A 12,074-nucleotide genomic window follows, 5' to 3' on the forward strand; every position below is an offset into this window, starting at 1 on the left:
GAGGACCCCAAGAAACCCCCCAAGAGGACCCCGAGAGGACCCCGGAGGGGGTCCCCTCTAAGGGGGCAGCGGCTACAGCCTCGCCGCCTTCAGCGCCATGTGCAGCAGCAGCCGGTCCTCGCCCGCGTCCAGGTCGAGCCCGGTGAGCTGCTCGACGCGGGAGAGCCGGTAGTAGAGGGTCTGCCGGTGGATGCCAAGGGCCGTCGCCGTGCGGCCCGCCTGCCCCGCGTGGTCGAGGAACACCTCGGCCGTGCGGGCGAGTTCGGCGTGGGCCGGGGCGAGCAGGGCGCGGACCGCCGGGTCGGGCCCGGCCGGCGGGAGAGCGGTGAGCAGCCGGTACGGACCGAGGGCGGCCCACTGCGCGAGGGGCCCCAGGTGCGGCTGGGCGGTCGCGGCGCGGGCCGCCGAGCCGGCCTCGCGCCAGGACACGTCGAGGTCCGCGAGGCCCCGCCGCGGCGTGGCGATCCCGGCCACGGCCGCCGGGCCCGCCGTGCCGCGCAGCCGGCCGGCCGCGGTTTCGGCGGGGGAGAGGTTGTCGGCCGAGCGGAGCCGTACGAGCGCGGCGAGCGCGCGCGCCGCGCCGCCGCCCTCACCGAGCCCGGGGTCCGGGCCAGGGGCCGGGCCCGGGACAGCGCCCGCGGCGGAGCCCGGCCCGCCACCGAACCCCGCACCGCCCGCCGAGCGCCACGGCACCGTGCACAGGGCCGCGGCCCCCGGGACCGTGCGCGGGGACGGCGGTTCCTCGTCGGGCCAGGGGGCGAGGCAGACCAGGGCGTGCAGGCCGTCGGCGTCCGGGCCCAGCGCCGTACGCAGGGCGGCGAGCGCCATGTCGTACTGCCAGCCGCGCTCCGCCGACAGGGCGGCCCGCAGCTCGCGGGAGAGGTCCGCGCCGGCCCGTTCCTCGTCGGCGAGCAGGTCGCCGATCCGGGTGGCGACCTCCATGGCCGCGGTGAGCTGTGCGTGCGAGGGCCCCGGCTCGGCGTCGAGCAGCCAGACGTAGCCGAGGACGACACCCCGATGGCGTACGGGCAGACAGATCCGGTCCCGGAAGACGCCCGCGTCAGGGGCGGCCGGGATACGGACCGGGCCGGTCGCGCGGGTGATGCCGAAGCCCTCGAACCAGGCGCGGACCGCCGGGGTGGACTTCCGGGTGAGGATCGACCGGGTGCGGACGGGGTCCATCGCGCTGTCGTCGTCGCTGTCGTGCGCGCCGAAGGCGATCAGCCCGAAATCCCGGTTCTCCAGGGTCGCGGGGGCGCCGAGCAGCGCCGAGATCTCGTCCACCAGCTCCTGATAGTCGCCCTTCACGGCGCCATTCTCGCACCGCCCGCCGCTTCCTTCAGACAGATGTCTGAGAGCGGGACCACGGATGCGTGACAGCTGTAGATGGCGGACGATCGGAGCGGTCCTTAGGTTTCACGGTGGTTATCCGTGCTGTTCCCGGTTCGTTCCTTGCGTTCGGGTATGGCCCCCTTCAACCCCGCCCCTTTGGAGGTGCCCCGTGCTGGGTCCCGTGATCCTCGCCGCGTCGCGCAGCGACAAGATGCGCCGTTTCGTGTCGGTCGCCCCCGGGACCAAGCAGGTCGTGGCACGCTTCATCGCCGGCGAGTCGGTCGACGACGTCGTCCCGATCGTGCAGGACCTGGCCGCCCGCGGCCTGGAGGTCACCCTCGACGTCGTCGGTGAGGACATCACCACCGTCGAGCAGTCCTACGCCGCCCGCGACGCCTACCTGGAGCTGATCGGCCGCCTCAAGGAGCTGGGCCTGGGGGCCCGCGCCGAGATGTCCGTGAAGCTGTCGATGTTCGGACAGTCGCTGGAGAACGGCCACGAGCTGGCCCTCGCGAACGTCCGCCCGGTCGTCGCGGCCGCCGCCGGGATCGGCACCACCGTCACCCTGGACGCCGAGGACCACACCACCCTCGACTCGATGTTCGCGATCCACGACGAGCTGCGGAAGGACTTCCCGCAGACCGGCTGCGTCATCCAGGCGTACCTCTTCCGCACCGAGGACGACGCCCGCCGCCTGGCCGCCAACGGCTCGCGCGTGCGGATCGTGAAGGGCGCCTACAAGGAGCCGGCCTCGGTCGCCATCCAGGACAAGCCGGAGATCGACAAGGCGTACGTCCGGATCATGAAGATCCTCATGGAGGGCGAGGGCTACCCGATGATCGGGTCCCACGACCCGCGCCTCATCTCGGTCGGCCAGGAGCTCGCCCGCCGCGCAGGGCGCAAACTGGACGAGTACGAGTTCCAGATGCTGTACGGCATCCGCAGCGAGGAGCAGAACCGTCTCGCCGCCGAGGGCCACCGGATGCGCGTCTACACGGCCTACGGCACCGACTGGTACGGCTACTTCATGCGCCGCCTCGCGGAGAAGCCGGCCAACCTCCTCTTCTTCGTCCGCTCCATCCTCACCAAGGGCTGAGCCCCACACCCCTCAGAAGGAGTTCCGAGACTCATGGACGCTGTGACCCAGGTCCCCACTCCCGTCAACGAGCCGGTGCACGGCTACGCCCCCGGCTCGCCGGAGCGCGCGCGTCTGGAGGCCAAGCTCAAGGAGCTGGCCGACAACCCGCGCGAGCTGCCGATGACCATCGGCGGTGTGAAGCGCATGGGCGGCGGCGAGCGCGTCGACGTCGTGCAGCCGCACAACCACAAGAGCGTCATCGGCACCTTCGCCGGCGCCACCCAGCAGGACGCCCAGGACGCCATCGACGCCGCCCTGGCCGCCGCCCCCGCCTGGCGTGCGATGTCCTTCGACGACCGCGCGGCGATCATCCTGCGCGCCGCCGAGCTGCTCGCCGGCCCGTGGCGCGAGACGCTGGCCGCCTCCACCATGCTCGGCCAGTCCAAGACCGCCCAGCAGGCCGAGATCGACACCCCGTGCGAGCTCGTCGACTTCTGGCGCTTCAACGTGGCGTACGCCCGCCAGATCCTGGCCGAGCAGCCCCCGGCCAACTCCCCGGGCGTCTGGAACCGTCTGGACCACCGCCCGCTCGAGGGCTTCGTCTACGCGATCACGCCGTTCAACTTCACGGCCATCGCGGGCAACCTGCCCACCGCCCCCGCCCTCATGGGCAACGTGGTGGTCTGGAAGCCGTCCCCCACCCAGACCCACTCCGCGGTGCTCCTCATGGAGCTCCTGGAGGAGGCCGGCCTGCCGAAGGGCGTCATCAACCTGGTGACCGGCGACGGCATCGCCGTCTCCGAGGTGGCCCTGAACCACCGCGACCTGGCCGGCATCCACTTCACCGGCTCGACCAAGACCTTCCAGCACCTGTGGAAGACGGTCGGCAACAACATCGAGTCGTACCGCTCCTACCCGCGGATCGTCGGCGAGACCGGTGGCAAGGACTTCGTCGTCGCCCACCCGAGCGCCGACCGCGCCGTCCTGAAGACCGCGCTGACCCGCGGCTCCTTCGAGTTCCAGGGCCAGAAGTGCTCCGCGTCCTCGCGTGCGTACGTCCCGGCCTCGATCTGGAACGACGGCTTCAAGGAGGAGTTCGCGGCCGAGGTCGACGGCATCAAGATGGGTGACGTCACCGACCTGTCGAACTTCATCGGCGCCGTCATCGACGACCGCTCCTTCGCCAAGAACAAGGCCGCCATCGACCGCGCGAAGGCCGACGAGACCTGCACGATCGTCGCCGGCGGCACGTACGACGACTCCGAGGGCTACTTCGTCCGCCCGACCGTCATCGAGTGCACCGACCCGGAGAACGAGGTCTTCACGACCGAGTACTTCGGCCCGATCCTCGCGATCCACGTCTACGAGGACGACAAGTACGAGGAGATGCTGGCGCAGATGGAGTCGGTGTCGGCGTACGCGCTGACCGGCTCGATCATCGCCGGTGACCGGGCGGCCGCGGCCGACGCGATGGAGAAGCTCCGCTTCGCCGCGGGCAACTTCTACATCAACGACAAGTCGACCGGCGCCGTCGTCGGCCAGCAGCCCTTCGGTGGCGGCCGTGCCTCCGGCACCAACGACAAGGCCGGCGCCCCGCAGAACCTGATGCGCTGGACGCTGACCCGCGCCATCAAGGAGACGCTGGTCCCGCCGACCGAGTACGGCTACCCGCACATGGGCTGACGCCCCCGCCTCGCAGAGGCCCCTGATCACCGCCCCCCTCCTCGGTCCCCCAACTGAGGACGGGGGCGGTTCTCATGCCGGGACCGGCCGGCTCACCAGGCGCGCAGATAGACCCGGGTCCGGCCGGCGTCCAGCTCCTGGAGGTAGATCTCGATCCACTGCATGTGCTTGCGTCGCTGGTCCTTGAGGCAGGGCGGGCAGACGCCGGCCCAGCGCAGACCGGCGAGGGATTCCGGTTCGGGGGTCCCGAGGTGGGCGAAGGCCGGGTCGGTCGCCGGCGGCGCGCTCTGCGCGGGCCGCACGATCAGTGGACCCTGCCCCTCGAACTGCCGGCCGAGAGCCTCGGCCTCCTTCGGCGTGGTGACGAAGGTCAGCAGCTGGACCGCGTCCTGGGGGACGAGCTTCACCGCTCCCTTCACCTCGGTGGCCCCCGCGGGCACGCCGACCTTCATGTAGGCCGCCGTCTCGGGCGCTCCGGCGCCCTTCTTCCACTCCGGCCCGCGGTGCTCGTCCGCCCCGGACGAGCAGCCGGAGCCGGTGAGCAGCACGGCGGCGAGGGTCGCCGCGAGGACCGTCCGCCGGGAACGGGCAGGCCACGTCATCGGTTCGCCTCCCTGGTGCGGTCCGGGTCCTTGCGGGTGCCGTCCCGGCCCGGGTCGGTGTCGGGCACCGGGGTCGAGGACGGGAGGACGGTCAGGTCCTGGTGGCGGACCGAGCTGGACCCCCGCATGTCGAACTCCTGGGCGAGGCCCGTCTTGTGCAGGCGTTGCATGTCGGTGTCCGGGATGTGCACGGGGCCGAGGTCGATCCCCTTGCCGTTGTCCCAGTTGTAGCGGTCCCAGACGTTGACCTGGTAATCGAGGGCCACCTTGGGCTTGCCGTCGTCGCCCGGGGTCACGGTCACCACGCCGGAGACGTTCTGCTGGTGTCCGTTGATGGCGTGGTACCACTCGGTGCCCTCCTTCAGCTGCTGCCCGATGGCCCGGCTCTCCACCGGGATCGCCACGGGCTTGCCGCCGGACTGCTGGTAGGCCTCGAGTGCCTGCTGCCGCCAGGCCTGCTGGTTGAGCTCCAGATGGTTGGTCCTGATGGAGTTGCCGAGCTGCGGTTCGTCGTGCAGGAAGCGGTCCACGTCCACGGTGAGCGGCTTTCCCGTGGCGCTCAGGTAGTGCGACATGTTGCGGCTGGCGCCGTTCTGGCCGACGGCGTCGCCGCCGCCTTCCAGCAGCTTCGCCTGGGCCAGGATCCAGTAGTCGCGTGCCGTGGGGTCCTCCACGTCGAACGCGCCTGCGCCCTCGTCGGGCTTGGACCACGTGTAGTGGAAGACGTCGAGGACGCCTGCCTTGCGCAGTTCGTCGCCGCGCTCCTCCAGGAGGATGGCCCGCGTCACCGGGTCGAGCCTGCTCCACCACTCCGGGACCTTGGACCGGTCCTTGGGCATGTTCTCGGCCGCGGCCGCCTCCTTGAGGGAGGAGTACGGGCGGCTGCCGTTGAAGCCGCCGAAGGTGCCGTCCTGGAAGTTCGTGTCCGTCACCGCGTCGACGAGGGCGAGCTTGACCCCGTTGTCCGCCTCGTCGAACGCGTCCACCGCCTGCTGGATCCGCCGGGTCCAGGAGCGCTCCACCTCGGGGAGGTCCGGGTCGTGGCGGATCGCGCGGGCCTCCTGCGGGTCGGCCTTGGAGAAGTCGTACGAGGCGATGCCGCCCTCGCTGACCTTCATGCCCGCCGCCACGGCCTCGGTGACCGCGTCCTTCACCTTGCCCCTCAGCTCGCTGAAGAGGACGGCCGCCTCGCGCAACAGCATCGCGACCGTCCGCGCCTGGATCTGCGCGCTGTCGTACTCGTTGCGGGTGACGGCGAAGTTCGGGGCGGCCACCTGCTGGGCCTGGCCGAGCCAGATGCCGCTCGTGGTGGTCGACTGGACCTTCTTCTCGTAGGTCGACTCCAGCGTCTCGAACTTGTCCGCCATGCCGTCCCATGCGGTGGCCGCGGTGGTGAGCTTGCCGAGGTCCGTGGTCATGACCTCGTGGTACGTGAGCACGGTCGTCCTACTCCTTCGGGCCGGGAGCCATCGGGCGGAACCCGTCACGGGTCGCCAACTCCTGGGACTGGAAGGAGAATCCGGAGCCGCTCAGTGCGGTCTTCTCGCCGGCGAGCCGGCCGAGCAGCATCTTCACCTGGCCGGACCAGGTCTCCTCGACGGTCTTCAGGCCGGACGCCGTCTGCCAGCCCGTGAACTCCGACCTGGCCGTCGTGGTCGACGCGTCGGCGAGGTCCCCGGCTGTTCTGGTCTCCGGTTCCAGGATGTCCGCGATGGCCTTGGCCGCCGCCTTCTTCTCGGCCGGCGCGGTCTTCAGGTGCGGCACACCCGTGCCGTCGCCCCCGGGACCTCCGCCTCCGTCAAGCTGGTTGAGCCGCATGGCCGATGTGTCGGCCTTGATCCGCGACCACTCGTCGTCGAACGCCATATCCACCCCCGTAGTCATGGACGTCTTGATCGACGAGCCTACACAGCGAATCCGGCATGTGTTCGAGCGGTTTCCGTGGGGCGGGCTTACGCTGCTGGGGAGGGGCGGATCTGCGAGGAGGTAGTGCCATGCCTGGTTCGACGACCCTCGGCCCCGGGCACGGGGTCGACGCGATCGACCACCCCGACGCGCAGCGGATGACGTCGGTGATGCAGGAGCTGCACCGGCTGCTGACCGCCGCGGGGCCGGAGAGGCTCACGGACGCGCAGGTGACCGCCCTGTGCGGGGGCGAGGCGCCCTCCCGGGACGAGTTCACCGCCTGGGTGGAGCGGGTGGCCCGTCAGCTGGAGAGCGCTACGGCCTGACGGGGACCCGCCGCTTCAGGAAGTCGCCGATCAGCTCGGCGATCCGCGGTGCGTGGGTCTCCAGGGCGAAGTGGCCGGTGGGCAGGAGGTGGATCTCCGCGTCCGGGAGGTCGCGGCGGAAGGCCTCGGCGCCGGCGGGGACGAAGACCTGGTCCCCCTCGCCCCAGACGGCGAGGAGGGGGACGCGGGAGGTGCGGAAGTACTCCTGGAAGGCGGGGTAGAGGGCGAAGTTGGTGCCGTAGTCGGCCATCAGGCCCAGCTGGATCTCGTCCTGGCCCTCGCGGGCCATCAGGGCGGCGTCGTGGTGCCAGGCGTCTGGGCTGAGGAGGTCGCGGTACTCGGCGGGGACGCCCGTCTCGTACTGCCAGCGGATGCCGTCGAGGGAGCGGATCGCGCGGACCGGGGCCTCGGTCTCCGGGGTGCGCCCGGCGATCAGGGCGCGGACGGGGGCCCAGGCCTCGTCGCCGAGGCCCTCCTCGTAGGCGTTGCCGTTCTGGCTGATGATCGCGGTCACGCGCTCGGGGTGGGCGAGGGCGAGGCGCAGGCCGATGGGGGCGCCGTAGTCCTGGATGTAGAGGGCGAACCGGTCGAGGCTGAGCGCCTCGGTGAACTCGCCGGTGAGGGCGGCCAGTTCGGTGAAGGTGTAGGCGAAGGCGGCGGCGTCGGGAGCCGCGCTGCGACCGAAGCCGAGGTGGTCGGGGGCGATCAGGCGGTATCTGTCGGCGAGCCGCGGGATGAGGTCGCGGAACATGTGCGAGCTGGTGGGGAAGCCGTGCAGCAGGAGCAGCACCGGGGCGTCGGCGGGGCCGGCCTCCCGGTAGAAGATCTCGTGGCCGCGGACGGTGACGGTGCGGTGGTGGATCGGCAGCACGGGCATCTCTCTAACCCCTCAAGTGAGAATCAGTGGTTATGAGAAGAGTCAATCGTGCGCTCTGTAACCTGTCAAGGTGCATTGACAGGTTAGGTGAGTGGATGGGGGAGACTGGAGGGCGTGATCATTCGGACCGCCCCCACCCATGAACTCGGCCCCGACCGGCTCCGCGCCGTGCGCGAGATGCTCGACGCCGCCTTCGGGGGCGGCTTCTCGGGCGAGGACTGGGACCACGCCCTCGGCGGCGTCCACGCCTGGCTGGAGGACGAGCGGGGCGTCGCCGCCCACGGCAGCGTCGTCATGCGGCGTGTCCTGCATCGCGGCCGCTCGTACCGCGTGGGGTACGTCGAAGGGGTCGGCGTCCGGCCCGATCTGCGGCGGCAGGGGCTCGGCGGGCGGGTCATGGGGGAGCTGGAGCGCGTCATCGACGGTGCGTACGCCTTCGGTGCGCTGTCGGCCTCGCCCGACGGTGCCGCGCTCTACCGCGGCCGGGGCTGGCGGCTCTGGGCGGGGCGCGTGGAGACGCTGAGCCCCGGTGGGATCGTGCGCCTTCCCGAGGAAGAGGACTCCACCTACGTCCGCTCGGCCGCCGGGCGGCGACTCCCGGACCCCGCCGACCCGCTCGTCTTCGACTGGCGTGACGGCGACGTCATGTGACGTCCCGTCAGTCGCCCTTGCCGGCCGCCGCCTTGTTCTCCGCCGTCTCCAGCTTCGACGTCCAGACGGCCGACAGCGCCCCGCCCAGGGCGAGCAGGGCCGCAGCCCCCGGCATCCCGAGCGCCAGGTATCCGCCGACGACGACGATCAGCCAGACGCCGATCAGCGCCTTGCCCCGCCGGCTCAGGAACAGCCACTTCCCGGGCGTCGCCGGGACCGAGGGCAGCGCGCCCGCCGGGCCGGCGGTCGCGGCCTTCGGGCGCTTGAAGTAGCCGTACACCAGCCACTCGCCGCACAGCTCCCAGCCCTCGGGGTCCAGTTCGTCGAGCACCTTGGCCCGGCGCCGGCCGCTGATCACCTCGCGCCGGTACTCCCAGGCGAGCGCCGCTCCGGGCGACCGGCGGCAGACGAAGCGCCCGAGCGCGTCCAGGGACTCCACCTCCCAGCCCTGGTCGCCGTGGACGGCCAGCATCCGCCGGTCGTTGAAGAGGTCCGCGGTCCAGGTCCATCGCTCCGCCTCGGAGCCCGGCTCCCCGGGGGTGGGGGCGAGTCCGCCGAGCGAGGCCGCGAACTGTGCGACGGGGCCGAACTCCTCCTCCGGCGCCGCCCCCGACTCCGCGAGGTGACCGCGCAGTTCCTCGACGGTCCGGGTGATCTGCTCCTCGGGAATCCCCGCGGAGCGCAGTGCGCTGCCCAGTCCGGCGAAGTAGGAGTCCGTGGTCATCGTGCGCTTCCCCCTGCGTGCAGTTTGTTCCCCACGGCCCGGTGGAACTCCGTCCAGGCCTCGGTCTCGGCCGCGAGATGGGTCAGGCCCTCGTCGGTGAGCCGGTAGTAGCGCCGCCCGGGGCCGCGCTCGGCGGCCCGGAACTCGGCTTCCACGAGGCCCGCCTCCTCCAGGCGGTTCAGTACGGGATACAGCGTCCCGCCCTTGATCTCGCCGAGGCCCGCCCCGGCGAGTGCCTTGGCGATCTCGTACCCGTAACTCTCGCCGTCGGTCAGGCAGGAGAGGACGAGCAGGTCGAGGACTCCCTTGAGCCAGCTGGATCTGCGGTCTGCGGCCATGGCGGCATTCCATCACTACCTAGGTAGGAATGCAATCTAGGTAGCGGACGCGCTTGCCATGCCTGCCACGTCTGCCGCGCCAGCCATGCCTGCCGCGCCAGTCATGCCTGTCGCGCCAGTCACGACTGTCGCGCCAGTCACGTCTTCCCGGGCGACCAGCATCTTCCCGGTGTTCTCGCCGCGCAGCATCCCCAGGAAGGCCGTCACGATCCCCTCGAAGCCCGCCACCACCGTCGTGTCCAGCGGGAGCCGCCCGCTGCGCAGATGGGGCACCGCGAAGTCGTAGAGCTCCTCCTGCGCGTCCATGTGGTCGCGGACCAGAAAGCCTTCCAGGCGGATGCTCTTCGCCACCAGGTCGAAGAGGTTGCGCGGGGCGGGCGGGGGAGTGGCGAGCGAGTGGTACTGCGCGACCGCGCCGACCCACGCGATCCGGCCGTGCGCGCGCAGCGAGGCGATCGCGGCCTCCAGGTGGTCGCCGCCCACGCCGTCGAGGGCGGCGTCCAGGCCGTCCGGCGCGGCCTCGGCGAGGAGCTCGGCGACCGGGCCGTCGTGGTAGTCGAAGGCCGCGTCGAAGCCGAGCCGTTCGGTGAGGTGGACGACCTTCCGGGCCGAGCCCGCGCTGCCGACCAGGCGTCCGGCCCCGAGCAGCCGGGCGAAGCGGCCGGCCGCCGTGCCGACCCCGCCGGCCGCCGCCGACACGAACAGGTCCTCGCCCGGCTGGAGCCGGGCGATCCGGGTCAGCCCCACGTACGCCGAGAGCCCCGTGCCGCCCAGGACGCTCAGGTGCGCGGTGAGCGGGACCCCCGGTCCGAGGTCCGGCACCGGGCGGACCTCGGACCGGGTGACCAGGGCATGGGTGCGCCAGCCGGCGCGGTGCAGGACCAGGTCGCCGGCGCGCAGCGCCGGGTCGCGGGAGTCGAGGACCCGGCCGAGCGTGCGGCCCTCCATGGGCGCGTTCAGGGTCCACAGGGAGTCGTCGTCCATCGCCTCGCGGTGGTACGGGTCCACGGACCAGACGAGGTTCTCGACCAGGGCGGTGCCGGGCCCGGGCGCGGGGAGGCGGGACTCGACGAAGGCGAACTGGGCGGGGGCGGGGAAGCCGCTCGGGCGGGCGGTCTGCTGGACGGTGATCACGGTCTCGTTGGTCATGTCGCAGACCGTAGGAAGGAACGGCGCCGCCGGGCAGTAGGGTGCGTCGATGGATCCGCCCGATCCATGAACGTTCCTCATACTCCGAGGTGAGAGCCGTCGTGACCGACCTCGCGCCGCATGAACTGCGCATCCTGCTCGCCGTCGGGCGCGAGCGCGGCTTCTCCGCCGCCGCGACGGCGCTCGGCATGACGCAGTCGGCCGTCTCCCACTCCGTACGCGCCAGTGAGCGCAAGCTGGGGGCCGTCCTGTTCGACCGGGGGCGCAAGGGGGCCGTGCCCACGGCGGCGGGGGAGGTGGCTCTCGGGCACGCCCGGCGGGTGCTGCGGCTGCTGGAGGTCATGGGCGCGGAGGTGAGGGGCGCCGCCGCCGGCGGGGCCGTCGTGGGCGGGACTGTCGCGGGGCCGCTGCGGATCGCCGCCTTCCGCAGTGCCGCCCTGCATCTGCTGCCCCGCGCCCTGGAGCGGCTCACGGCCCGGCACCCGGAGGTCGTGCCCGAGGTGCGGATCGTACGGGAGGTGGGGCGCGGCACCGCGGGCGAAGTCCTCGACGGGCGCGCCGACATCGGCATCGCGACCATCGGGACCACCTCTCCCGTGCCGCCCGAGCTGGTCGGCGGCGTCCTCGTGGAGGAGGGGTACGCGCTGGTCCACCCGGCCGGGCATCCGGCGCCGCGCTCGCTGCCGTTGGTCGACTGGGCGGAGAACTGCACCTCGTACACCCGGGAGTGGTGGACCGCACAGGAGTGGCTGCCGGCGGCGACCGTGGAGGCGGAGGACGACGGAGCGGTGCTCTCGATGGTGAGCAGTGGATTCGGCATGGCCGTGATGCCGGAACTCTCCCTGATCGGAGCACCGGCCTCGGTGGAGATCAGCGATCTCGGAGCGGATCGGCCGACCCGCTCGGTCGGCTACGTCACCACCCCTGAGCTGGGACGATCCCGTGCCGTACGGGCCCTGATCCGGGAGCTCAGGGAGGGTGCCGTCTCAGATAGTAGGAAGTCCGAGTAATTGTGGAGACAGATGCGGCCTTCTGTCCTAGCTTTGTAGAAGCCGAACGTCCCGCTCCATCGAGCGAACGGCGGTCGAGAGCGCGACGCCCCTGAGCAGGCAACCCCTGCGGCGGCGCTCCCCGCCCCTTCCGGCGCCTTCGATCACGCTGATCTCAAGGAGTCGATCCCTCATGGCCGCTCAGACCTCCCGTCGTGTCCGCCACTCCGCCGTCCGCCCCAGCGACGACGCCCGCAAGAACGCCGCCGCCGCCCTCCAGCGCGCCCTCGACCGTCGTGACAACGGCGGCTCCACCGGTCACTGACCGGTCGCGGACCCGCGGACCCGTCCCCGACGCGCCGACTCACCGACCGGTCGCCGACCCGCCGGCCCGTCGGAGCCCGCAGGCGCGCCACCGCA

Annotated in this window: 14 protein-coding genes; 6 read left to right on the top strand and 8 right to left on the bottom strand. The window is 71.9% G+C overall.

The features are described from left to right. Window positions 1-72: 72 nt before the first annotated feature. Entirely contained in the window at window positions 73-1,308 is a 1,236-nt protein-coding gene (locus ACIGEZ_RS22185) for a PucR family transcriptional regulator (protein ID WP_399833625.1), read from the bottom strand. Between the two features lie 193 nt (window positions 1,309-1,501). Between ACIGEZ_RS22185 and ACIGEZ_RS22190 the strand changes: the two genes are divergently transcribed. After that, a complete protein-coding gene (locus ACIGEZ_RS22190) occupies window positions 1,502-2,428 on the top strand; it encodes a proline dehydrogenase family protein (protein ID WP_399833627.1) in 927 nt (308 codons plus the stop codon). 33 nt (window positions 2,429-2,461) lie between these two features. Continuing rightward, a complete protein-coding gene (gene pruA, locus ACIGEZ_RS22195) occupies window positions 2,462-4,093 on the top strand; it encodes an L-glutamate gamma-semialdehyde dehydrogenase (RefSeq protein ID WP_399833629.1) in 1,632 nt (543 codons plus the stop codon). 92 nt (window positions 4,094-4,185) lie between these two features. On the opposite strand, the gene ACIGEZ_RS22200 is transcribed toward pruA, so the two are convergent. Genes ACIGEZ_RS22200 through ACIGEZ_RS22210 form a run of 3 tightly spaced genes read right to left on the bottom strand, consistent with a single transcriptional unit; the run spans window position 4,186 to window position 6,561 of the window. Then, window positions 4,186-4,695, bottom strand: coding sequence for a hypothetical protein (locus tag ACIGEZ_RS22200; RefSeq protein ID WP_399833631.1), 510 nt, complete (start codon window positions 4,693-4,695; stop codon window positions 4,186-4,188). Then, a complete protein-coding gene (locus ACIGEZ_RS22205) occupies window positions 4,692-6,134 on the bottom strand; it encodes a hypothetical protein (RefSeq protein ID WP_399833633.1) in 1,443 nt (480 codons plus the stop codon). The genes ACIGEZ_RS22200 and ACIGEZ_RS22205 overlap by 4 nt, the downstream gene beginning before the upstream one ends. A 7-nt stretch (window positions 6,135-6,141) precedes the next feature. Further along, window positions 6,142-6,561 carry a hypothetical protein gene (locus ACIGEZ_RS22210; protein WP_399833635.1) on the bottom strand — a complete coding sequence of 140 codons (420 nt, stop codon included), beginning with the start codon at window positions 6,559-6,561 and terminating at the stop codon, window positions 6,142-6,144. Between the two features lie 128 nt (window positions 6,562-6,689). Here ACIGEZ_RS22210 and ACIGEZ_RS22215 point away from each other — a divergent pair, with 128 nt between their 5' ends. Then, entirely contained in the window at window positions 6,690-6,926 is a 237-nt protein-coding gene (locus ACIGEZ_RS22215; RefSeq protein ID WP_399833637.1) for a hypothetical protein, read from the top strand. On the opposite strand, the gene ACIGEZ_RS22220 is transcribed toward ACIGEZ_RS22215, so the two are convergent. Then, the gene (locus ACIGEZ_RS22220; RefSeq protein ID WP_399833639.1) at window positions 6,916-7,803 is read right to left on the bottom strand and encodes an alpha/beta fold hydrolase; all 888 of its coding nucleotides are present in this window, start codon (window positions 7,801-7,803) and stop codon (window positions 6,916-6,918) included. The genes ACIGEZ_RS22215 and ACIGEZ_RS22220 overlap by 11 nt on opposite strands. Before the next feature lie 114 nt (window positions 7,804-7,917). On the opposite strand from ACIGEZ_RS22220, the gene ACIGEZ_RS22225 reads away from it, so the two are divergent. After that, on the top strand, window positions 7,918-8,454 hold the full coding sequence (locus ACIGEZ_RS22225; protein ID WP_399833641.1) for a GNAT family N-acetyltransferase: 537 nt from the start codon (window positions 7,918-7,920) through the stop codon (window positions 8,452-8,454). Between the two features lie 7 nt (window positions 8,455-8,461). Here the strand turns inward: ACIGEZ_RS22225 and ACIGEZ_RS22230 are convergent, their stop codons facing one another. From ACIGEZ_RS22230 to ACIGEZ_RS22240, 3 genes are read right to left on the bottom strand one after another with little or no spacing between them, the layout of a single operon-like run. After that, complete coding sequence (locus tag ACIGEZ_RS22230) at window positions 8,462-9,178, bottom strand: hypothetical protein (RefSeq protein ID WP_399833643.1); 717 nt, start codon at window positions 9,176-9,178, stop codon at window positions 8,462-8,464. Then, window positions 9,175-9,516 carry a PadR family transcriptional regulator gene (locus ACIGEZ_RS22235; RefSeq protein ID WP_399833645.1) on the bottom strand — a complete coding sequence of 114 codons (342 nt, stop codon included), beginning with the start codon at window positions 9,514-9,516 and terminating at the stop codon, window positions 9,175-9,177. Before ACIGEZ_RS22235 ends, ACIGEZ_RS22230 begins: the two co-directional genes overlap by 4 nt. A 36-nt stretch (window positions 9,517-9,552) precedes the next feature. Further along, on the bottom strand, window positions 9,553-10,665 hold the full coding sequence (locus tag ACIGEZ_RS22240; RefSeq protein WP_399833647.1) for a zinc-binding dehydrogenase: 1,113 nt from the start codon (window positions 10,663-10,665) through the stop codon (window positions 9,553-9,555). Between the two features lie 101 nt (window positions 10,666-10,766). Between ACIGEZ_RS22240 and ACIGEZ_RS22245 the strand changes: the two genes are divergently transcribed. After that, on the top strand, window positions 10,767-11,675 hold the full coding sequence (locus ACIGEZ_RS22245) for a LysR family transcriptional regulator (protein ID WP_399833649.1): 909 nt from the start codon (window positions 10,767-10,769) through the stop codon (window positions 11,673-11,675). A gap of 172 nt (window positions 11,676-11,847) precedes the next feature. Further along, complete coding sequence (locus ACIGEZ_RS22250) at window positions 11,848-11,979, top strand: hypothetical protein (protein WP_399833651.1); 132 nt, start codon at window positions 11,848-11,850, stop codon at window positions 11,977-11,979. The last annotated feature ends 95 nt before the right edge of the window (window positions 11,980-12,074 follow it).

It is taken from the genome of Streptomyces sp. NPDC085481 (assembly GCF_044541845.1).
Lineage (GTDB): Bacteria > Actinomycetota > Actinomycetes > Streptomycetales > Streptomycetaceae > Streptomyces.

Excerpts from the sequence above, each read along its gene's own strand:
- pruA (WP_399833629.1), top strand. The coding sequence starts at position 2,462 with ATGGACGCTGTGACCCAGGTCCCCACTCCCGTCAACGAGCCGGTGCAC.
- ACIGEZ_RS22200 (WP_399833631.1), bottom strand. The coding sequence starts at position 4,695 with ATGACGTGGCCTGCCCGTTCCCGGCGGACGGTCCTCGCGGCGACCCTC.
- ACIGEZ_RS22210 (WP_399833635.1), bottom strand. The coding sequence starts at position 6,561 with ATGGCGTTCGACGACGAGTGGTCGCGGATCAAGGCCGACACATCGGCC.
- ACIGEZ_RS22215 (WP_399833637.1), top strand. The coding sequence starts at position 6,690 with ATGCCTGGTTCGACGACCCTCGGCCCCGGGCACGGGGTCGACGCGATC.
- ACIGEZ_RS22220 (WP_399833639.1), bottom strand. The coding sequence starts at position 7,803 with ATGCCCGTGCTGCCGATCCACCACCGCACCGTCACCGTCCGCGGCCAC.
- ACIGEZ_RS22230 (WP_399833643.1), bottom strand. The coding sequence starts at position 9,178 with ATGACCACGGACTCCTACTTCGCCGGACTGGGCAGCGCACTGCGCTCC.
- ACIGEZ_RS22235 (WP_399833645.1), bottom strand. The coding sequence starts at position 9,516 with ATGGCCGCAGACCGCAGATCCAGCTGGCTCAAGGGAGTCCTCGACCTG.
- ACIGEZ_RS22240 (WP_399833647.1), bottom strand. The coding sequence starts at position 10,665 with ATGACCAACGAGACCGTGATCACCGTCCAGCAGACCGCCCGCCCGAGC.
- ACIGEZ_RS22250 (WP_399833651.1), top strand. The coding sequence starts at position 11,848 with ATGGCCGCTCAGACCTCCCGTCGTGTCCGCCACTCCGCCGTCCGCCCC.